This is a genomic window from Acinetobacter sp. 766875, assembly GCF_000582055.1.
In the GTDB taxonomy this organism is placed as follows: Bacteria; Pseudomonadota; Gammaproteobacteria; order Pseudomonadales; family Moraxellaceae; genus Acinetobacter; species Acinetobacter nosocomialis.
Window position 1 is genome coordinate 47598 of record NZ_JEXX01000015.1, and the last position, 21528, is coordinate 69125.

Annotated in this window: 21 protein-coding genes; 12 read left to right on the forward strand and 9 right to left on the reverse strand. The window is 37.8% G+C overall.

The window, feature by feature from the left end:
- The first annotated feature begins 99 nt into the window (after positions 1-99).
- On the forward strand, positions 100-999 hold the full coding sequence (locus tag J576_RS13105; protein ID WP_025467897.1) for a DMT family transporter: 900 nt from the start codon (positions 100-102) through the stop codon (positions 997-999).
- 41 nt (positions 1000-1040) lie between these two features.
- On the opposite strand, the gene J576_RS13110 is transcribed toward J576_RS13105, so the two are convergent.
- Both J576_RS13110 and J576_RS13115 read right to left on the reverse strand, forming a co-directional pair.
- A complete protein-coding gene (locus J576_RS13110) occupies positions 1041-1481 on the reverse strand; it encodes a hypothetical protein (protein ID WP_002156800.1) in 441 nt (146 codons plus the stop codon).
- A gap of 20 nt (positions 1482-1501) precedes the next feature.
- Positions 1502-2572: an AraC family transcriptional regulator gene (locus J576_RS13115; protein ID WP_002156833.1), complete on the reverse strand. Its 1071-nt coding sequence runs from the start codon at positions 2570-2572 to the stop codon at positions 1502-1504.
- Positions 2573-2701: 129 nt separating this feature from the next.
- Between J576_RS13115 and J576_RS13120 the strand changes: the two genes are divergently transcribed.
- Complete coding sequence (locus J576_RS13120; RefSeq protein WP_002156873.1) at positions 2702-4162, forward strand: coniferyl aldehyde dehydrogenase; 1461 nt, start codon at positions 2702-2704, stop codon at positions 4160-4162.
- A gap of 71 nt (positions 4163-4233) precedes the next feature.
- On the opposite strand, the gene J576_RS13125 is transcribed toward J576_RS13120, so the two are convergent.
- The 3 genes from J576_RS13125 to J576_RS13135 form a co-directional block, all read right to left on the reverse strand.
- On the reverse strand, positions 4234-5697 hold the full coding sequence (locus J576_RS13125) for an amino acid permease (protein ID WP_004709911.1): 1464 nt from the start codon (positions 5695-5697) through the stop codon (positions 4234-4236).
- Between the two features lie 332 nt (positions 5698-6029).
- On the reverse strand, positions 6030-7124 hold the full coding sequence (astA, locus tag J576_RS13130; protein WP_002156836.1) for an arginine N-succinyltransferase: 1095 nt from the start codon (positions 7122-7124) through the stop codon (positions 6030-6032).
- On the reverse strand, positions 7121-8356 hold the full coding sequence (locus tag J576_RS13135) for an aspartate aminotransferase family protein (protein WP_033855621.1): 1236 nt from the start codon (positions 8354-8356) through the stop codon (positions 7121-7123). Before J576_RS13135 ends, astA begins: the two co-directional genes overlap by 4 nt.
- Before the next feature lie 135 nt (positions 8357-8491).
- On the opposite strand from J576_RS13135, the gene J576_RS13140 reads away from it, so the two are divergent.
- From J576_RS13140 to J576_RS13180, 9 genes are all read left to right on the forward strand, one after another.
- A complete protein-coding gene (locus J576_RS13140; protein WP_009501788.1) occupies positions 8492-8914 on the forward strand; it encodes an Lrp/AsnC family transcriptional regulator in 423 nt (140 codons plus the stop codon).
- Between the two features lie 320 nt (positions 8915-9234).
- Complete coding sequence (locus J576_RS13145) at positions 9235-10665, forward strand: gamma-aminobutyraldehyde dehydrogenase (RefSeq protein WP_002053558.1); 1431 nt, start codon at positions 9235-9237, stop codon at positions 10663-10665.
- A gap of 28 nt (positions 10666-10693) precedes the next feature.
- A complete protein-coding gene (locus J576_RS13150; protein WP_002053578.1) occupies positions 10694-11464 on the forward strand; it encodes a nuclear transport factor 2 family protein in 771 nt (256 codons plus the stop codon).
- A 59-nt stretch (positions 11465-11523) separates the two neighbouring features.
- Positions 11524-12243 carry a FadR/GntR family transcriptional regulator gene (locus tag J576_RS13155; protein ID WP_002053572.1) on the forward strand — a complete coding sequence of 240 codons (720 nt, stop codon included), beginning with the start codon at positions 11524-11526 and terminating at the stop codon, positions 12241-12243.
- Between the two features lie 65 nt (positions 12244-12308).
- Complete coding sequence (locus J576_RS13160; protein ID WP_000193721.1) at positions 12309-13016, forward strand: cache domain-containing protein; 708 nt, start codon at positions 12309-12311, stop codon at positions 13014-13016.
- Positions 13017-13211: 195 nt separating this feature from the next.
- Complete coding sequence (locus J576_RS13165; protein WP_002053560.1) at positions 13212-14543, forward strand: APC family permease; 1332 nt, start codon at positions 13212-13214, stop codon at positions 14541-14543.
- Between the two features lie 19 nt (positions 14544-14562).
- Positions 14563-16008 carry an NAD(P)/FAD-dependent oxidoreductase gene (locus J576_RS13170; protein WP_002053563.1) on the forward strand — a complete coding sequence of 482 codons (1446 nt, stop codon included), beginning with the start codon at positions 14563-14565 and terminating at the stop codon, positions 16006-16008.
- 144 nt (positions 16009-16152) lie between these two features.
- On the forward strand, positions 16153-17511 hold the full coding sequence (locus tag J576_RS13175; protein ID WP_079377170.1) for an amino acid permease: 1359 nt from the start codon (positions 16153-16155) through the stop codon (positions 17509-17511).
- A 377-nt stretch (positions 17512-17888) separates the two neighbouring features.
- Positions 17889-18248 carry a hypothetical protein gene (locus J576_RS13180; protein ID WP_000416091.1) on the forward strand — a complete coding sequence of 120 codons (360 nt, stop codon included), beginning with the start codon at positions 17889-17891 and terminating at the stop codon, positions 18246-18248.
- A gap of 141 nt (positions 18249-18389) precedes the next feature.
- Here J576_RS13180 and J576_RS13185 read toward each other — a convergent pair whose 3' ends face one another.
- From J576_RS13185 to J576_RS13195, 3 genes are read right to left on the reverse strand one after another with little or no spacing between them, the layout of a single operon-like run.
- Positions 18390-19067 (reverse strand): DUF799 domain-containing protein, encoded by a 678-nt coding sequence (locus J576_RS13185; protein ID WP_002053557.1) that lies wholly within the window; start codon positions 19065-19067, stop codon positions 18390-18392.
- Positions 19064-19432 (reverse strand): DUF4810 domain-containing protein, encoded by a 369-nt coding sequence (locus tag J576_RS13190; protein WP_002047997.1) that lies wholly within the window; start codon positions 19430-19432, stop codon positions 19064-19066. Before J576_RS13190 ends, J576_RS13185 begins: the two co-directional genes overlap by 4 nt.
- Before the next feature lie 17 nt (positions 19433-19449).
- Entirely contained in the window at positions 19450-20121 is a 672-nt protein-coding gene (locus tag J576_RS13195; RefSeq protein ID WP_002048002.1) for a CsgG/HfaB family protein, read from the reverse strand.
- A gap of 306 nt (positions 20122-20427) precedes the next feature.
- Here J576_RS13195 and J576_RS13200 point away from each other — a divergent pair, with 306 nt between their 5' ends.
- Positions 20428-20898, forward strand: coding sequence for a hypothetical protein (locus J576_RS13200; RefSeq protein WP_002053570.1), 471 nt, complete (start codon positions 20428-20430; stop codon positions 20896-20898).
- A gap of 195 nt (positions 20899-21093) precedes the next feature.
- Here the strand turns inward: J576_RS13200 and J576_RS13205 are convergent, their stop codons facing one another.
- Positions 21094-21525: a hypothetical protein gene (locus tag J576_RS13205; protein WP_033855622.1), complete on the reverse strand. Its 432-nt coding sequence runs from the start codon at positions 21523-21525 to the stop codon at positions 21094-21096.
- Positions 21526-21528 lie beyond the last annotated feature (3 nt).

The window sequence follows — 21528 nt, forward strand, 5'->3', positions numbered from 1 at the left end:
TTGTCTTAGGCTTACCTATTGAATCATTATCAAATGATATTTCATCCAATACCTACTTCGCTGCTAAGATAACACCGAAAGTCAAAAACTCATTTCTCTATGCAAAATCAGACTGCTCCAAATCTCCCCTCTACACAACTTGGAAAAGCACTGCTTTGTCTTATGACATCAGCATTATTATTTTCCATTATGGGGGTGTGCATTCGTTTTGCTTCACAAACGGTAGACAACGCGACTGTCGTATTTTTTAGAAATGCTGTAGGTTTATTTATTTTTATTCCGATGCTGTTTAAACAGGGGCTAGATTTTATTAAAACCGATAAACTCTGGATGCACACTTGGCGAAGTATTGTCGGGCTAGCCGCCATGTATGGTTTTTTCTATGCCATTGCGAACTTAAAACTATCGAACGCCATGGTTTTTAGTTATTCATCTCCTATCTTTATTCCACTGATTGCATGGCTTTTCTTAAAAGAAAAAATTACCAAATCGATGATTTTTGCTGCTGTTATTGGGCTCGTTGGGGTTTTATTTGTCGCTAAACCTGACCAAGGTCTATTTAACGCATTGTCTTTTATTGGCTTGGGTGCATGCTTTTTATCAGCAATGGCTTTTGTCACCGTAAGAGCTTTAACCAGTACAGAGCCGCCTGAACGTATTGTTTTTTACTTCTGTATTTTTGGTAGTTTAATTTCCTCTATTCCAATGTTTTGGCATTGGCGTATTTTCACTTGGCACGAATTAAGCCTACTGATTGCCGCAGGACTTTTAGCAAACATTAGCCAACTGTTTATGTCTTATGCTTATAGCCTAGCGCCAGCAGGCCAAATTGGCCCAATGAACTATATTGCTATTATTTTTGCAGGAGTTTGGGGATTTGTTTTTTGGCATGAATTACCAGATCTATTTAGTATTATCGGTATATTTATTATTTTATTTGCCATATTGCTCTGTAATCCATTTTTGCAGAAAAAGTTACTTTCTCGATTTAAGGTCTAGATATAACCCATTCTAATATTAGTTTTTATAACAATTGAAAGCTAATCAATTGTTATAAAAATCTCACCATATTCAATTTCTTCAAAAACTCTAGCTCTGCCGTGTGCATTTAACCCCTCATATTTAATTTTTGCATTCCAAGAATCAACGATTTTTTGCGCGATTAATAAAGCCTGCTCCGCTGTCATCTCGTCATGTAGGCTCGTCAATTCTATGAGATTCATCCAAAACTGAGCTTTGTTTGTCTCTTCTACCTTTTGCAAATTATCAAATTTGTCTTGATCAAACTCACTCGCTAAAAAAATATGATTTTCATTTATAAGGAAATCAGGAAAAACCAAATTTAGAATCTTAAAAAGTAAATCTACGGGTAGTTCTTTAATTTTAAAAATTGAGTAAATATACTCAATATCACCAAAGAAATTTGGCTTATTTATATTTTTAAAACTTTCAAAACTTAAATCACCATCTTTTTCATCCATACAATTCAACCTATCACTATTTATAAAACTAATTTCTCACGATACTCATTTGGTGAAATGCCTGTCCAATGGCGATAGGCTTTTCGAAAGTTAGAAGTATCTGAAAAGCCAATTCTCTCAGCAATTTCATCTATGGTTAAAGTTGTCTCTCGCAAATATTCATCAGCAAGACGGCGCCGTGTTTCATCTAACAATTCTTGGTAAGTCAAATTAAACCCTGCCAAGCGTCGATGTAAAGTACGCTTTGACATATGTAAGCGTTCAGCCATTTCTTGAGCCGACGGAAAAAGCCCCGTTCCATCCAATAATATTAAACGAATCGTTTTCACAAGCTCAGGCTCTTCAAGTTCAGCAGCACCTAGCATCCGCTCACAAAAGGACTTACACATATCAGCAGTAATCGGGTTAGCATTTGGGCAAGGTACATCGAGCCACTTTAAATCAAAGTGCCATTGCATGACCCCAGCATTAAACTGAACGGGACAATGAAAAACTTTTTCATATTCTTCCGCATAGTCAGGCGCTGGATAGGGCAACAAAAGCTTCTTCGCTTGAAATGGTCCTTCAAGCACCCGTTCAATTAAAGTTTGCATGGAGCTGAACCAAAACTCGCACACCAAAGGCAGAAGCTTACCCAGTGCAATAATGTCCTGCCCTTCAAAAATGGCAACGTCATCTCGAATATAAAAAGACTTCTTTAAAATAGGTCCTGCAAGCTTAATGTGTCGAATACCAAGCTCTACCGCTTGTCTAAAATTACGTGAGGAATATAACGCATAGCCATATACCCCAAAATCTGACAACCGCTGCTTTTGCCCTGCACGTAGGCCAATTAAGGGATCGTGAGATAGCTTTTGAATATTTTGAAATAGCTGAATTTTTTGGACTTGAGAAATATATAAAGAAGGCTGATTTATAGCATCTGGCAAAATATTTGTGCCCGACAGAACTTCTACTATTGAATGACCTTGCAAGCCCATTTCATCAAATAAACTGGTCAAACCCAGCAAATATGTATTCGAGCCTAAGGATGTATTATCATAGTTTCCTTCGATAATAGCATTTGCACTTTTATAAAGCTTTTTAGGCATTTAACTCACACCATCCCTAGAGTGACGTGCATAATGGCACTAAACTACCTCTTGTTGTCTCAATTTAACATCGACCATACAACGCTTCAAGCATAAAGTATGATAAGCAAAAGTATGGAAGGAATAATAATGGAACAGTCCACCTTAAAAGAATATAACGGCTCTGCCACTGAACATATGGAACTTATTTTTTCCAAACAACGCGCCAATTTTGAGGCAGATCCCTACCCAAGTCTTGAGTCACGCCGCACAAAACTGCATCAGCTTAAGAAACAAATTATTCGCTATCAAGATGCTTTAGCTGCTGCGATTAATGCTGACTTTAGTTCAAGATCACTCGATGAATCTAAACTACTCGATTTGCTTGGCTCAGTGCTAGAAGCAGATCATGCGATTCATCATTTACGCCGCTGGATGCGTCCAAGTAAACGCCGTACCGAGCTTTTATTTTTATCAAATCGTTTAAGTGTGCAATACCAACCTAAAGGTGTGGTTGGTGTGATTGTGCCTTGGAACTTCCCCGTTTATTTAGCACTAGGCCCACTCATTGCCGCATTAGCTGCAGGCAACCGAGTCATGATTAAGCTGCCTGAAATTACCCCCAATACCAATGCCATGCTACGACGCATGCTTGCCGAAGTTTTCAATGAAGATGAAGTGGCGGTTTTTGGTGAAGAAATTACAGATCCTGCTAGATTTACCACTTTGCCATTTAACCACATTGTCTTTACTGGCTCTCCTGCCATTGGCAAAGTCGTCATGCGAGCTGCTGCTGAAAATTTAACACCTGTTACACTTGAGTTAGGTGGTAAATCACCTGCAATTGTAAGCCGTAATTACCCGCTTGCCGATGCAGCAAAACGTATTACCCATGGTAAAGCAACCAATAGTGGTCAAATCTGTGTAGCACCTGACTATGCATTGGTTCCTAAAGAAAGTATTAATGAGTTTGTAGATGCTGCAAAATCAAGCTTTATAAAAATGTTTGGTCAAAACATCACAAACAATGAAAATTACACATCGATTGTCAATGACCGCCATTTAAAACGTATTCAAGATATTTTGACCGATGCACAAGAAAAAGGTGCACGCATTATTCCTTGTGACACTTATAGCTTTGATCAACAAGGTCGTAGGATGCCTGTGCAGATTGTGCTGAACTGCACGCCAGACATGCGCATTATGAAAGAAGAACTCTTTGGCCCTATTTTACCTGTGGTGGCTTATGATTCTTTAGATGACGCAATTACCTATGTGAAATCGGACGAACGACCTTTAGCACTTTATTGCTTTACACATAGTTCAGTAGAACGCGACCGAATTTTACGTGAAACTCATTCAGGTGGTGTAACCATCAATGATTGGGGCTGGCATGTAGTTAACCATGATGCTCCTTTTGGGGGTATCGGCAACTCAGGTATGGGGTCATATCATGGTGAAGAAGGTTTCCGTGAACTTTCACATGCAAAAACTGTATTTATCCGCCATCGATTTTTCCCGACCCAGCTTTTCCACCCTCCTTATGGGACATTTCTGCAAAAGCTAGCGATTCGCTTTTTCTTGAAAAAAGGCGATCCAAATATTAAATAATAGATTATAAAAAAAGCCTCGTAATGAGGCTTTTTATTATTTTTTAAACTAATAAAATCACTACACTTTGTTTAAATATAATCAGCCTTTTGTGCTTTTAAAATATCAAGCTGCAACATCTTTTTCTTTTTATATTTATAGGCAATAAATAAACCAATAAACCAGATTGGTGAGCATTCAAGTGCAATTAAAGTGTCGTGATCTAAAGCTAAAATGACAATAGTAAATACTAAAAACAACATAGTCATCCATGCCATAAATAAACCACCAGGCATTTTATATTTTGATTGAATATGTAATTCTGGACTTTTCTTACGATAATAAATATATGACATCACAATCAGCATAAATGTAAAAATACATAAAATTGAAGTGAGCGCTGAAATAATCGTAAATGCCGTCATGACATTTGGAACAATAAATAAAATCGAGGTTCCCACTGTTACGCACGCCATTGAAAACACGAGTCCACGAATTGGAACTTTTCTTTTTGACAGCTTACTAAAGCTTTTAGGTGCATCGTTGTCTAATGCTAAACCGTATAACATACGACTGGTCGCAAAGATTCCACTGTTTGCAGAAGATAAAGCGGAAGTCGCAACAACAAAGTTAATTAAACCGGCTGCAATAGGTAAACCAACTAGAGTGAACATTTCTACAAAGGGACTTTTTTCCGGTGAAACTTTTGCCCAAGATGTAACTGCAATAATACAAACTAGTGCACCAACATAGAATAATAAAATACGTAAAGGAATAGAGTTGATGGCTTTTGGAAGTGAAGTATGCGGGTCTTTTGTTTCTGCGGCAGTTGTACCTACCAGCTCAATACCTACAAATGCAAAAATAGCAATTTGGAAGCCCGCCAAGAAACCTGTTACACCATATGGAAACATCGACTCTGTTTCAAATAAATGGCTCACCGAAGCCTTGACCCCATTTGGAGAGGTAAATCCGGTACCAATTAAGTAAATACCCGCCAAAATAAATAAAATAATTGCGGTAATTTTGATGAGTGAGAACCAAAACTCCAGTTCACCAAACAAACGAACGGCCACAAAGTTGAGTATGGTTAATATGGCTAATGAAGTAAATGCAGGAATCCAAACGGGTAAATCAGGATACCAAAACTGCATGTACCCCCCGATCACAATTACATCGGCAATCGCTGTAATAATCCAGTTACACCAATAAGACCAACCGAGAAAAAAACCTGCCCATGGACCTAAATAAGCGGTTGCGAAATCGGCAAATGTTTTAAAGTTCGTATTTGCAAGCAATAACTCACCCATTGCTCGCATCACGAAGAAAAAGAAAAAGCCAATAATTAAATAGGTTAAAATAATTGAAGTACCGGAAACACTTAATGTTTTCCCAGAACCCATAAATAATCCGGTACCAATTGCACCGCCAATCGCAATCATTTGAATATGGCGATTTGTCAATGAGCGTTGCAATTTTTCCTCTTCTTGACCAGTCATATGTTGACTGCCAAGGAGGTCTCCTTCCAGGAACTGCTTTCCTTTATTATTACTCATGTAATATTAACTCCAATTTATAGCAACCGTTATAAATATGTTTTAATAATATGAGTTATGAGTTTCGCTTGAACCGAATAAATCATCCTACAAATATTATTAAAACCACTTATAATTTAGTAAATTCCATTTTTAAATCTTAAAATAGTTATTTAAAACAATAAAATATTAACCATAGAATTATCCCGTTATGCCTCATCATCTTAATCGATAAAAATGAACCTATAAGTCCCTTTCATTCTATTAAGATGATGTATATCCATATCAATTTTTTGACTCAGGGATAATATAGTATTCCACATGAAATTTGGTGAGTTATGAAAACTCACTGCCTAATTAACCACCATTTGCAAATACTGGGTATTTTCCGATCTATTTGCTGCTTTTGGTTTTGAAACCTGTTTAACATTAATACTCAAGACGCGGACTAATGCTCCATTTTCAACGTTCAGTTCTTGAGCCTGTTCGGCGCTTAGCTGTAGTTGTTCCTGATAAGGTGAGCTATACACCACAATTGCCCGATAGTTTTCATAATCGTCATTAGCAACAATATAAGGCTCATCGCCTAAATTTAGACGAGTAGAGTCTACAACTTTGACTGCTAAAATCTGACTTTCTTTAATAGCGCGTAAATTTTCGATATCTGCCTGTAGCGTCGCGCCACCGTCAAAAATATCTATATAACCTTTATACCGCAGCCCTTCTTCCAGTAAGAGGTTGTAGGCTGGTCGAGTATTTGGATGAACCATACCAATTGCCGCTTTAGCATCGTCTGGCAACATATCGACATAGAGCGGATGTCTCGGCATCAGCTCGGCAATAAAAGCCTTTTGCCCTATTCCGCTTAAATAGTCCGCTTTGGTAAATTCAATATTAAAAAATTTATGGCCTACCGCATTCCAAAATGGTGATTGCCCATTTGCATCGGAATAACCACGCATTTCGGCAACAATGGTTTCTTCGAAATATTGACGAAATGCAGACAAGAACAAGAATCGTACTTTAGATAAAAACTTACCATTTTTATTTAAACGGTAGTCTGGATCTAAAAATAACGTACAAAGCTCGCTACAATTCGTGTGGTCATTACTCAAATACAAAGTTGGTAAAGCGTTATAGACACTTAAAGGTTCCGAGGCATGCACTTGGGTGCCTACATGGAAATTGTACCAAGGCTCTTTTAAACCAAGCGCAACTTCAATACCGCAAACACCCACCACTTTATTGAGCTCAGTATCTTCTAAAACAAATAAATAAACCTGATCTGCTTTTGGTAATTCACCTGCTACTGTTTTAAAAGCCCGTTCAATACGTGCCGCCAACTTTTCAATATTTGGCTGCAAAGATGTCAAACCAAAACCCGCTTTTTGAGCCAAAAGGTAAAGATCATTAACATCCTTAGGTTCAATGTAGCGAATAATCATCATGCTGCTTGTTCATCCTTTTGAATTTCTACAAAGCGAGCAATTGCACGTTCAAAACGTTTTAGACCTTCATCAATATCAGCAAAAGGAATAATTAACGATGGTGTAAAACGTACAACGTTTGGACCAGCAATCAGACTTAATAAACCTTCCTCACCCGCAAGGTTATTAATATCTTTTGCTTTACCTGCAAATTTATCTTTTAAAACACAACCAAGAAGTAAACCTTCGCCACGTATTGTTTTAAAGACTTCATATTTTTCATTTAATTGATTTAAAGCATTTTTATAGTAATCATGACGCTCTTTAACGCCTTCAAGTACTTCTGGTGTATTAATAAATTCGAATACAGCACCTGCAACTGCACTTGCCAGCGGGTTACCGCCATAAGTCGTACCGTGTGTACCCACTGAAAAATGCGGCGCAAATTTATCAGTTGTTAACATTGCACCGACAGGGAAACCACCGCCCAATGCTTTTGCAGTAGTAAGCACATCCGGTGTAACACCGTAGTTCATGTAAGCATAAAGTGAACCTGTACGACCGACACCTGTTTGCACTTCATCAAAAATAAGTAAGGCACCAAACTGATCACACAGTTCACGTAAACCTTTTAAAAATTCGATATCAGCAGGAATTACCCCACCCTCACCTTGTACAGGCTCTACAATTACTGCACAGGTTTGCTCATTAATAACTGCTTTAGCCGCTTCTAAATCATTATAGGCAACATGGCTAATGCCGTTTGGAAGTGGTGCAAAGTCTTGTGAATATTTTGGCTGACCACCAGCCGAAACGGTAAATAAAGTACGACCGTGGAACGCGTTGTTAAATGCCACAATACCGCTTTTACCCGCAACACCGCTGTCGAGTCCAACTTTACGAGCAAGCTTTAATGCTGCTTCATTTGCTTCTGCACCTGAGTTACAGAAGAATACTTTGTCTGCAAATGTATTTTCAGTGAGTTGTTTAGCAAGACGCAGTACGGGTTCATTGGTATAACCATTGCCGACATGCCAAAGTTTTTTTGCTTGTTCTGTTAACGCATTGACTGCCACTGGATGCGCATGACCTAATGCATTTACTGCAATCCCGCCTGCAAAATCGATATATTCTTTATTTTCTTGATCCCAGATACGTGAACCTTCACCACGTACCGGAATGAAATTTGCCGGTGCAAATACTGGAACCATCCATTCGTTAAAGTCATTTCTGGAAACTGCAAAATTATTCATTGTGGCTTGCCCATCAAATTAAGATTATTAGGATTATCGATGGGTCTATTATTAAAAATCAAAATGACTCACAAAATTTGTAATTTAGTAAAAAATGAATTATTTTTTATCAATCTGATAATTGACAATGACATTATGGACAATATTGATCAAATTATTTTAGGTTTACTTAAAGATAACGCACGGATGTCTGTAACCGAGATAGCCGAAAAAGTTCATGTTTCAAGAGCAACGGTTAAAAAGAGAATGGAATATCTCGAGTCTTCCGGCATCATTACCGGATATACGGTTCGTTTTAAACCAAATGCTGAACGCAATGTCATCCGCGCATGGATGAGCATTATGGTCGAAGGTACTAAAGCACAGTCTGTGATTAAAGAACTACGTCTAGAAAGCGCGGTTGAATGTCTGCATAAAACTAATGGTAAATGGGATATTTTGGTCGAGCTACGCTCCGACACCTTAGAAAACTTCGATAAAGTATTAGAGAGAATTCGAAATATTTCAGGTATTTACAATAGTGAAACTAGTATTTTGCTGGCGAGCCATAAGACCTAATCATCACGTTAAATCTCAAATTAAACATGGGGTGAGCCAACTTACGGCTGAGCTCATCCATTTCCCTTTCATTCAAAAAATTCTCTATGGCCGCTCATTAAATCTAAAAACACCATTCCAACGATGAACCTATTCTAATAATCCTCAATAAATTTTTAATTTTTTTAAATAATCAAAATCAAAAACTTAAAACACCTTCTCAGTTGAACTCACCCTTTTTCTACTTAATCCCCTCATCAAAGCATTTGACAGAAAATTTAAAACATAATACATATAGTATTATATTTTATATGTTAAAACCTAAGGACAAGGTATAAAAAATGGCTAAAACTCAACTACAACACTTCATTAACGGCGAATATGTTGCTAGCAAAGGAAATGATTTCTTCGATTTGGTAAGCCCAGTCACTGGTGAAGTCTACGCACAATCGCCGAATGCGACCGAGGCAGAAGTTGATGCAGCTTATGCTGCTGCAAAAGAAGCATTTAAAATTTGGGGACGTAGTACACCTTCGACTCGTCAAAAAGCATTACTGAATTTGGCAGATGCTATTGAAGCAAATGCTGACCGTTTGATTGAAGCGCAAAGCCGCAATACAGGTCAGTTAAAACATTTAATTGCATCTGAAGAAGTTGGTGCATCGGCAGATCAAGTTCGTTTCTTTGCAGGTGCTGCCCGCTTACTCGATGGCACAGCAACTGGCGAATATTTAGAAGGTTTAACTTCTTCTATTCGCCGCGAACCAGTCGGTGTGGTTGGTCAGGTTACACCTTGGAACTATCCACTCATGATGGCAATTTGGAAAATTGCTCCTGCTTTGGCAGCGGGTAACACTGTCGTATTAAAACCAAGTGACACAACACCTGAAAGTACCCTCTTACTTGCAGAAATTGCTGCACCATTTTTTCCGAAAGGTGCATTTAACGTGGTGTTAGGCCAAGCGCAAGTTGGTTCAAAAGTGGTATCACATAAAACCCCTGCTCTCGTTTCTATTACAGGTTCAGTTCGTGCCGGATTACAAGTTGCTGCTTCTGCTGCGGCAAATTTAGCAAAAGCTCATCTTGAACTTGGCGGTAAAGCACCTGTACTGGTTTTTGAAGATGCTGATCTTGATAAAGCCGTAGAAATGATTGCTTTAACAGGCTATTTCAACGCAGGTCAAGACTGTACTGCTGCAACACGTGTGATTGTGGCTGAATCTGTTCATGACGAGTTTTTAGCTAAACTTATTGAAGCTGCAAAAAATACACGTTTTGGCGAACCAGATGATCAAGACGCGCTTTATGGTCCTCTTAACAATGCCAATCAATTAAAGAATGTTAAAGCGTTTATCGACAACTTACCTGCTCATGCCAAAGTTGAAACAGGCGGAAAACTGGCAGACCGCCCAGGCTTCTATTTTGAACCGACTGTTATTAGTGGTTTAAAACAACACGACGATGCTATTCAGAACGAAATTTTTGGACCAGTGATTACCGTTCAGAAATTTACAGATGAAAATGATGCCATTGAAAAAGCCAACGATGTTGAATATGGCCTAGCTTCAAGTGTTTGGACCAAAGATCATGCTCGCGCAACACGTCTGTCACGTGAACTTGATTTCGGTACAGTTTGGATTAATACCCATATTCCTTTAACCGCGGAAATGCCACACGGCGGCTTCAAAAAATCAGGATATGGTAAAGATTTATCTGGCTACGGTTTTGAAGAATATACCCGTGTTAAACATGTGATGAGTTCAAACGAATAATAACAATGCGTTTTGAAAGGAGATCAAAATGAATAAGCAAGAAATGAAAGACTTGGTGACTAAAGCACACCACGAGTTATTTAATTTGCATGACACCACTGCTCTAGACCGTTATTTTTCTGAAGACTTTATAGAGCACTCACCACTCGTTGCAAATGGTATTTCAGGTTTACGTCAACTGGTAGAAGACTGCCCAGATATGCAACACGAAGCTGTACGTGTACTCGCAGATGGTGACTTGGTTGCAATTCATGGCCGCTTTCAGGGCTTAGATGAAAAACCATTGGTTGGGTTTGATATTTACCGAGTAAAAGACGGCAAAATTGTCGAGCATTGGGATGGTCTTGTGGCAGAAGCTGCGCCAAATGTAAGCGGTAGAACTCAACTAGATGGTCCCACTGAAATCGTAACTCACCATGACCCAGAGAAAAACCGCGAAATTGTGACATCTTTCTTTAAGAAGTCATTAATTGATGGCAATTATGATGCCTTTAAAGAATATACCGACGGCGACCAGTTCATTCAACATAGTCCAGATATTGGTGATGGCGTTAAAGCAGTCATTGATTTTTTGAACAATATCCGTAATGAAGGACAAGGTTTGGTATACTCAAAAACGCATCGCTCCATTGCTGATGGTCAATTTGTATTGACACATTCCGAAGGCAGTATTGCTGGTAACCGACATGCCTATTTTGAACTATGGCGTGTAGATAATGGCAAAATTGTTGAACTTTGGGATGCAATACCGGCTGTGCCTGAAGATGAACAGGCTGTCCATGGTTATGGCGTGTTTTAATAACTATTTATCCGCTTCATTAAGCTAAGTCTTTTGACTTAGCTTTTAGAGAATTCGCCATGTCAGCATATACGATAATTTTTGCACCTATTGCTCAAGCAACTCGTTCGGAACAAGTTGTAGAACGCTTGGAAAATGCAATTATCTCTGGTTTGCTCAAAAGCAATGAACAACTTCCTAATGAAGCAGACTTAGCACGCTTAATGGGAGTTTCGCCAATCACTGTTCGCGAAGCATTAAATACTTTACGCGTAAAAGGTTTAATTGATACACGTCGTGGAAGAAATGGTGGAAGTTTTGTTTGTGAGCTACCTTCTGATTTACTTTTAAATCAACATCCTTTGCGCCAAGCTTCAAATGAGTATCTTGCCGATTTAAGCGAGTTTCACAGTGCAATTTTAAGTCATAGTGCCTATCTGGCCGCTCAAAGAACTACTGAATATGAACTTAACAAAATAAAAAAGTTAATTGAACAATTTGAACAAGCTGTTGAAGCAGATACACGTGCACAGCTTGATTTACGTTGTTTGCTAACGCTTACCTCATTTGCCCAATCTGCAAGGCTGGCAAATCAGGAACTCACGATTCAGGCTGAATGGGCTCCGCTTATCGCCGTACTTTATCAAGATGATGATTTTCACCGTGAGGTTGTAAAACAATATCATCATCTTTTGTCGTCTTTTATGGAAAACAATGAGAATGAAGCTATGATTCAAGCCCGAAAAATAGTTTCAATGCTCACTGACCAAATGCTTCGGTATAAGTTATCGAGTGAATAAAAATAATAAATATGATGGCTTATCAATAATCAAGTTAGAAATATGGAATTTTAGGAGTTATAGGAATGACCCAACAGTTAGATATAGAAGAGCTACAAAATTTGTTAAAGACGGTGGTTGACGAAACAACCTCTATTACAGAAAAACTCGCAACTAAGGCGAGCAAGATTTTGTCAAAGCATGCATCTGAAAAAAATGCAGATATTAAGCTTTCAACTTCAGAACGCTCTGCTTTGCAAAAGGAAATTAAAAAAGCACTTAATCAAAGCCATTATAGTCAAGGAACTGGTTTTGCGAGTTATAGTCCGGCAACTCAAGAGGAACAAGACTACTGGACACTCGAATGGTGGTATAAAAAAGAAGATCAATTACAACAAGCAAAACTTGAAAACTATCAAAATGCGCAGCGCTTTTTAGATTTCCGCTCATTTGAGTGGTTCCATAAACCTGCACAAAATAAAAGTCCATGCATACATGGACCTTATGTTGATTATATCTGTAATGGTGCCTACACCATTACCATTGCCCACCCTGTCATGATTCATGACCACTTTATTGGCGTCATTGCGACCGATATTTTAGTTTCGGCTCTCGAAAAACTGCTTATGCCCAAACTCAAAAATATTAAGCAAAAGACTGTCATTATGAATGATTCATCTCGGGTCATTACTTCAAATGACATTAGCATCAGAACCGGGACATTATTTAAAGAAAAGACTGATCAACAGTTTTTCTCGCAACCATGTCAGTCTTTCCAGCTGGTTGTCATCTAAAAAGCAAAGAATATTGGCCTTTTATTCTCGCTTTAGTGTGCCATCAAGGTGATATAGCACTTTAAGCCCTTAGCTGTTGTTCAAACTTTCTTCAAATAGACTTGTTTATTCAGGTCTAGGGGAAGTTTTGGCCTAAAAATAGCATCGCCTTTCTGGATGAAAAGCAAAAACAACGAAATTTGAGGTTGAAAAGACATGGAAAGTAAAGCGTCTTCCTTAAAAAAATTATCACTATGGCAAGTCACAATTATTGGTATTGCCTATATGACCCCTATGACGGTTTTCGATACTTTCGGTATTGTTTCCGGAATTACCAATGGTCATGTTCCCCTCGCATATTTACTTGCTTTAGGCGCGATGCTGCTTACTGCTTGGAGCTATGCGAGGTTTAGTAAAAACTCAGAAAGATCAGGTTCGGCCTATAGTTATACTGCAGAAAGTTTAGGGCCTAGAAGTGGATTTTTCGTTGGCTGGTGCTCTCTACTCGACTATCTTTTATTACCGCTTATTAATGTGTTGCTGGCTGCAATTTATCTCACCGCACTCATTCCGAGTATGCCTTATTGGTTTTGGGTGCTGGTATCGGCGGGCCTTGTGACTTTAGTCAACTGTTTCCGTATTCGGTTACTTGCCAACTTAAGTCTCGTATTTGTGTTTGCTCCGATTATCCTCATGGTCATTTTTGTATATTTAGTGGTTAGAGGTATTGGTTCGACCCAAGGTTATGAGCATGTGCTTACTCTGGCTCCACTATGGCATGGTCAACAATCGCTATTACCGCTTGTTGCTGGTGCTTCGGTTTTATGTTTTTCATTTTTAGGTTTTGATGCAGTTACTACTCTTTCAAATGAAACCAAACAACCCACCAAGAATATTCCCCGAGCAGTCATGTTAACCACACTTGCGGGTGGGCTTATTTTCTTCACAGCTGCTTGGTTTATTCAACTTTATTTTCCAAACAATGTTCGCTTTCATCATCCTTCAGAAGCATTACCAGAAATTGTGCTTTATGTGGGTGGTGCTTTGTTTCAGTCCATATTCTTATGCGGCCAAATTATGAACACAGTCGCCTCAGGTCTTGCCTCACATGCCAGTGCTTCGCGTTTACTGTATATAATGGGGTCCGACAATATTTTTCCTAAAAAGTATTTTGGAACCATCCATAGCTCTTTAGGGACACCATTTTTCTCGGTTTTATTTGTCGGGCTTATTTCAATGTCGGCTATTTTCTTAGATTTAGCTCAAGTTGTTAGTCTGATCAGTTTTGGTGCGCTCGTTGCTTTTACAGCCGTAAACTTCTCAGTTTTTATGAAATTTTATATTAAAGATAAACAACGTTCAGGTTTTAAAAATAAATTTCTAAACCTGTTTTTACCGTTGTTATCGGTCATTAGCATTATTTGTTTATGGCTCAATCTCGACTCATCTTCACTGATTTTTGGATGCTTCTGGTTAACTTTAGGCATTCTCTTATTCATTTATAAAACGATTAAAAAACAAAGTATTGCAATTAGTAATGCTTATTAATTTTTTAAGGAACGTCGTCATGAAAATTATTTCTAAACCTCAACTTTTAAAAGATGTGGAATATAAACCAAGTAAGTCTTTACAAGTGGGTAAAGAATGGAGCTGGTTAAATCCAAAACACGCGAAATTTGACTCAACCACGGTTAATGGTACTTCGGTAAATAACCCAGCCAACTACTATGAAAGCTCGCTGTCTGATTGGCATACCTTTGACAGTTTAAATGCTGATATTGAATGTGATGTCGTGGTTATTGGCGGTGGTTTATTAGGTTCATCGACTGCCCTACACTTAGCTGAACAAGGTGTAGATACTGTTTTATTAGAAAAAAATAGAATTGGTAGTGCCGCTTCTGGCCGAAATGGTGGACAACTTACTCCTGGTTTAGCACGCTGGGAAGCTCAAGAAATGGCCGATCGCTTAGGTTATGAAGATGCAAAAAAACTTTGGCATTTTACTTCTACGGAAGCCATGCAGCTCATTGATGATATCTCTGAAAAATACCAACTCAACTTTGATCGTAAATACGGCCATATTACCGCCGCCGTTCATGAAGGACATTTGGTTGGCTTAACCCAAGGTGCCGATGCCCGAAAATACTTAGGTGAAGACCATACCCGTATTGTGGGTAAACACGAACTCATGGACTTTATTAAGTCAGACTACTATACAGGTGGTTTAATTGATGAGTTAGGTGGACAAATTCATCCGTTGGCTCTAAACCGTGGTTTAATTTATGGCTTTTGCCAAAATGGCGGTACTGTTTATGAACAAACAGAAGTTATTTCAATAGAAGAAAAGGCAGATGGTATTTATGTTCAAACAGTAAATGCTGTCGTAAAAGCTAAAAAATCTGTAGTTTTAGCGGTACACCATGCCTCGTTTAAACTTTTATCTGAACAGAACAATACCACTATTCCGTTTTATACCTATGTCGCGACCACCGCTCCTTTAGAGTTTGACACCAAAGAGCTTCTGCCATTTGGACATCCGGTTTATGACACTCAGTTCCAGATTGATTACTACCGGCCTGTGTTTAACAACCGTTTATTGTTTGGCGGCCAAGGTACTGGCACATGCTGGGGGCCAGAGAAAACTTTAAATTATCTAGAGCATCGAATTCATACCGTGTTCCCTCAAATTAAAAATCTAGAAATGGATTTTGTCTGGAGTGGAACCACTGATTTAACTGTAAATGGTGCAGTCGACAGTCGTAAGTTTGGTAACAAGTTCCCGATTTATGCAGTTCACGGCTGGAGTGGTCATGGTGTTGCACAGACGGTACGCATTGGTAAAGCCATTGCAAATGACTTTGTTGGGCAATCTAATGACTTTGAAATGTTATCCAAAATTGACCATCAATATATTATTTTTGGCCGTACGCTTGCCCCTGTCGTTATTCCACTCGCAAAAAGTATGTATGGCATCGGTGCAATGATTAACCCAGGCAAAATGGTATCTTTCTAATTTATAAAAACATCATTTTCTAAAAAGGATTCGTACAGTTTTGTGCGAATCTTTTTATATAAAGGCAATATTGCTTTTCAAACTAGGTTATCCCTATTCAATCCATTACAATAGCGCCAGCTTTTTTAGACAGCGCATAGTATTTTGAGTAACTCATCTTCCCAATTAAAACGTGGACTTAAAAATCGTCACATCCAGTTAATCGCTATGGGTGGTGCTGTGGGCACAGGACTTTTTTTAGGCTCTGCACAAGTCATTCAGTCTGCTGGTCCTTCAATCATTTTGGGTTATGCCATTGTTGGTTTGGTTGCATTTTTAATTATGCGCCAAATGGGTGAAATGATTGTCGAAGAACCTGTAGTTGGCTCTTTTAGCTATTTTGCACAAAAGTATTGGGGAAGATTTCCCGGTTTTTTATCGGGCTGGAACTATTGGGTTGTGTACATTTTAGTTGCGATGACTGAGCTTACCGCCGTGGCTAAATATGTACATTATTGGTGGCCTCATATCCCAGCATGGGTTTCGGTTTTATTTTTCTTTGTGCTGGTCACGTGCTTGAACTTAGGCAATGTTAAATTTTATGGCGAATCTGAATTTTGGTTAGCCATTATTAAAGTTACCGCAGTCATTTCAATGATTGTGTTTGGCTTATATTTATTGCTTACAGCCGGCAATGATTCTATAGCGAGCTTTTCAAACCTGTGGCAGCATGGCGGATTTTTCCCGCATGGCTTTTCGGGTTTGTTCTATATGCTCGCCTTTTTAATGTTTGCATTTGGCGGTATTGAACTGATTGGAATGACCGCTGCTGAAGCAGAAAATCCTGAAAAAAGTATTCCACAAGCGATCAACCAAGTTATTTTTCGAATTTTGGTTTTTTACGTGGCCTCGCTCGCAATTATTATGTCCCTTATTCCATGGAACCAACTGGACCTTGGTGGTTTAGATAAAAGCCCCTTTGTCATGATTTTTAGTCAGCTTGGCATTGGTTGGGCGGCACATTTACTTAACTTTATTATTTTGACTGCTGCACTTTCAGTTTATAACAGCGGCATGTATGCCAACAGCCGAATGTTGTATGGACTGGCAGTACAAGGCAATGCCCCTAAAGTCTTTGCCAAAGTAAGCAAACAAGGTGTACCCACAGCTGCTGTCGTCTTCTCTTCTATCCTGATTTTTGGGTGTGTTTTACTCAACTACTTTGTACCAGAAGAAGCTTTAAGCCATCTTATGTATATGGCTGTTGCAGCTTTGGTTTTGAACTGGGCGATTATTAGCTTTACCCATTTAAAGTTTAAGCAAGCCATGAAACTAGATGGAAAAGTTGCCAAATTCCCTGCTCTATTTTCGCCTTTGAGTAACTATGTCGTGCTCGCTTTTATCGGCATGATTTTATACATTATGTGGACTCAAGGCTTTAAAGAATCAGTAATTTTAATTCCGATCTGGATTACTTTAATGCTTGGTTTATATAAAGTTTTAAGGTTAGATAAATCACTCTGAACGTCCTAAAAGGCTTATTCAAACAGAATAAGCCTTTATTGTTTTAAGCGGCTGTAAACAAGTCTCACCTCTTTGCAAATTTCAACAGACCAAATATCTGCATCTCGTCTGATCAATCATCCATCACTTAGTAGTTTTTAGTTATATGCTATCCATTTAAAAATAGTGCTTAAGACATTTTTAAGAGATGATTATTAAGGTACAAGTGTTTACATGATCTATAAATATTTGTGTCAATGTTCAGCTAAAATCGTGGCTGACCAGATATATCGCGATCATCAATCAGGAAAAGACGCTTCATAAATAGCTCTTTTATCCACTTACTGATTTTGCTCCATTCACTGCGTCGCTTAATGATGAAAGACAGGAAAAATTTTATGGAAAAAACGCTGCAATGCCCAAAGTGTGGTTCTACAGAAATTGAAACACGTGACCATGACAAACTACTTAAAACCACTGGCGGTGTTTTACTAACAGCTGCAGGGACTACAGCGGGTACCGTAGGTGGTGCTGCAACAGGTGCTTCTATAGGAGCAGCGATTGGTACTGTAGCTGGACCATTAGGTGTAATTGTTGGCGGTACTGTAGGCACATTTGTCGGTGCAATCAGTGCAGGTATTACTGGCGGTGTAGTGGGTAATATTTTTGGTAAAAAAGCAGGTGTAATGATCGATAAAAATATATTTCAGGACTACCGCTGCCTAAAATGCAAATATCGTTTTAAAGTAAAGAAATAAACTAATTTCAATTGAATTAAGCAGGTAAAATCAATTTTCAACTGACTCTCCTGCTTAAACTCAACTTTTATAAAGTGCTCCAAATCATAAAGATATGAAGCAACTTGTCTAATAAATTAAAACCCAAATTTAGATTTTAATTTACTTCGCAATTCCATCTTGTTGGTACTGAGGTGAGCGTGGGCCATATAATAAGCCTGTACCCGGACTATAAGGAGTCGGGGTAAACAGTTGAGCATTTACCATACTTGCTATTGGATAAGCGCGATCATTAAAGTTGCTAGAGATCTGTTCAACCAAAGCACCGACTACAGCACCAAGTAAACCAGAGTTATTATCACTACTTGATTGGGATAACTTTTTCTCACCAGTCCAAATCACATCGCCTGTTTTTAAATCTACAAGTTTTGCATCTGCACTTACTGTAGCAACACTTTGAATTACTTGATATTTAGAGCCATATTCTTTAATTCGAATGTATAAAGCGGCATCTGCACCAAAAATCTCTTGTAATTTTTGAGGAGCAATAGACTGTGCATCACTGCCATTGGTGACACCATTCTCTTTGAACATGTTATCTACAACAGAGATGGGAAAAACATAATAGCCAGCTTCTGCTACAGGTGGTATTACGGTTGGCCAATAACTGTAAGTTGCTTTTACATCTGGTGAATCATTGACTGGTGGTAATACCAAAATTGACTTTGGCATATGAGCTTTATAAGCGGTTATGTCTTTATTCGGTGCCGGAGTAACTGCACAGCCAGTAAATGTAATGCTAGAAATAACCAAACCAGCAATTAGAAACTTCTTAATCATGATTTTGTATTCCCACCATTCGCATTCATTTTTTGCAATAAGCGATCCATTAAAACTGTAGACTCTGGATAGACTTGGCGTTCAAGCTGGAAATACTCGATTGCTTTTTGAGAATTATTTTCTTGTAAATACAATAATCCTAAATGCGCATATAACCCTGGCGGAACAGCTAGGCCCTTACCTTTAGTTTTTTGAATCTCTGCTTCTAATGTCGTGATTTGTGCACTTGGTGTCGCTTTTTCAGGTGCGGTATACATCAAATAAGTTTGATGCGGATAACTTCCCCAATTATATAAAGACTGAGGACCAGTGGCACAGCCCACCAATCCCAAAGCAAGAACACTACTTAAAACAATTTTTTTCATCTAACACATATCCAAAATTATTGAATTGACCAACGGTTATTTTGAATATCTGTTACAAGATTATTTACTGCTTCACGAACAGCTAAATCGAGCACTTTACCATTTAAAGTAGAATCATAAGAGGCAGTAGAACCAAAGCCTAAGACTTCACGTGCACCTAATGCATATTCACCAGCACCTTGTACTGAGTGCACAACTTCTGAAGTTTTTACATCAATAATATTTAAATTAACTTTTGCATAAGCAACTTGCTGTTTACCGCGGCCTAAAATACCAAATAGTTGCTGATCACCAACTTCTTTACGGCCAAACTCAGATACATCGCCAGTAATCACATAACGAGCACCTTTAATAGATTGAGCAGTATTGCTATAACCTACTTCTTGTTTAATTTCAGATAAATTGTCGCGATTTAAAACTGAAAAATAACCAGTTTGCTGTAAATGTGTCTCAAGAATCGTTTTCGCTTGGCCACCTAAACGGTCTACATTATCTGAGAAAACTCCTCTCATATAGCTAGAGCGGTTATCAAACTTACCAATAGAGACAGGAGCTTTTACTCCATTATATTTAATTGCAGAAGTTGCTGCGGTGACTTGAGGGCTTTGTATCGTTCTTGATGTTTCAGTGGTTGAACATGCGATTAAACCAAAAGAACTCGCCATAGTAATGATTAATATTTTTTTCATGTTTACTCTATAAAGATAGCTAAAATACAAAGAATACATATTATATACAAAAAGACTATCAAATGAGCTGATAAATTAATTTATGGCAAAAATCTGATCAATTAAATTAAAACTTTTAAGTAATCCACTTATTATTTTATGAATACTTAATCATAAGAAGCATATAAATAGTCACTCGAATGAGCTGTGCATGCCTACGAAGTCACTTAGAAAAATTCTATCTGTACAATCAAAATCAGCTACTTACTTTACGCTACTTATAAGATATGAAAGAATTGTGAACTCATATAACTTTTGAAATTTAAAATGAGAAAAATATTATTTTTAAGTTTAGTCAGTGTGCTTAGCTCATATAGCTTTGCAGATGATAATAATTCGGTTTATCGAGGACTTGGTACTGGGCCTCAGGATTTTCTAAAGTTCCAAATACTCAAACAAAAAGGCTTTTTAGCCAAGAAACCTAATATTTCGCGAGCAGACTATAACGATATATATAAACTCAAAAAGCCTTATGAGTTTATGGGACAAAATGTCGTACTCATTTCAGATGAATATATGTCTGAATATGTGGGCTGTTGTGTGAGTGAAGGTTGGGGAGCTGTATTTAAGCAAACTTCTAATTTGAAATTGATTGAAAAATTTGCAAAAACAAATCAATGTAGTGTCGGTCCTATAGAGTCAACCAGTGATTACTATGGCTTTAAAATCCGTTCTCTACCAAAAGGTAATTACTATGAATTATCATGTCGTGAACGTGACTTAGCTCAGTCTGAATAGATAGGAATTAACTGTTAAAAAATAAGAGCCAAACAAGTTGTTTGGCTTAGAATTTTAATAGTGAAAATATTATTTAAAAAGCCTGTTTAATAAAATACTTACATTTTTATTATCTCATAAATTTAACTAGAATAGCTAGCTTACAAAATCAATAGCAGCAAAACTATTATTCCAGCTAGTTATTTAATCAAGAAATTATTCACACATATCATCTCCCCATTTATCATAGGAATATAAAACAGCATTCACAGAGTAATCTGTTCGTTTTAATTTCCCACCTTTAAAATCATAAAGCCCACCAGAAGTTGGTATAACAATATTAATTCTATTATTTCTCCCTAAGCAATAAGTTTCCACGCCCTGCCCTTTTCCTTTCAATACCCATCCATCTTTTTTTAACAGACTAATTACTTTGTCTATTTGATTAGTTTTTTTGGGTAAATCAAAAGAAGAAATTTGAACTTCTGCTTTACGCAACGAATTTACAATTTCAAGATTATTCCCTAATAATACTTTCATTTTTGTTTCAAATGGATATTTATTAGAAGGTTGTTCATATACTCCATTAGAACAACCCATTTGTATTAATAAAGTAAATAAAAAAATTAATTTTAATAAATTTTTCATATA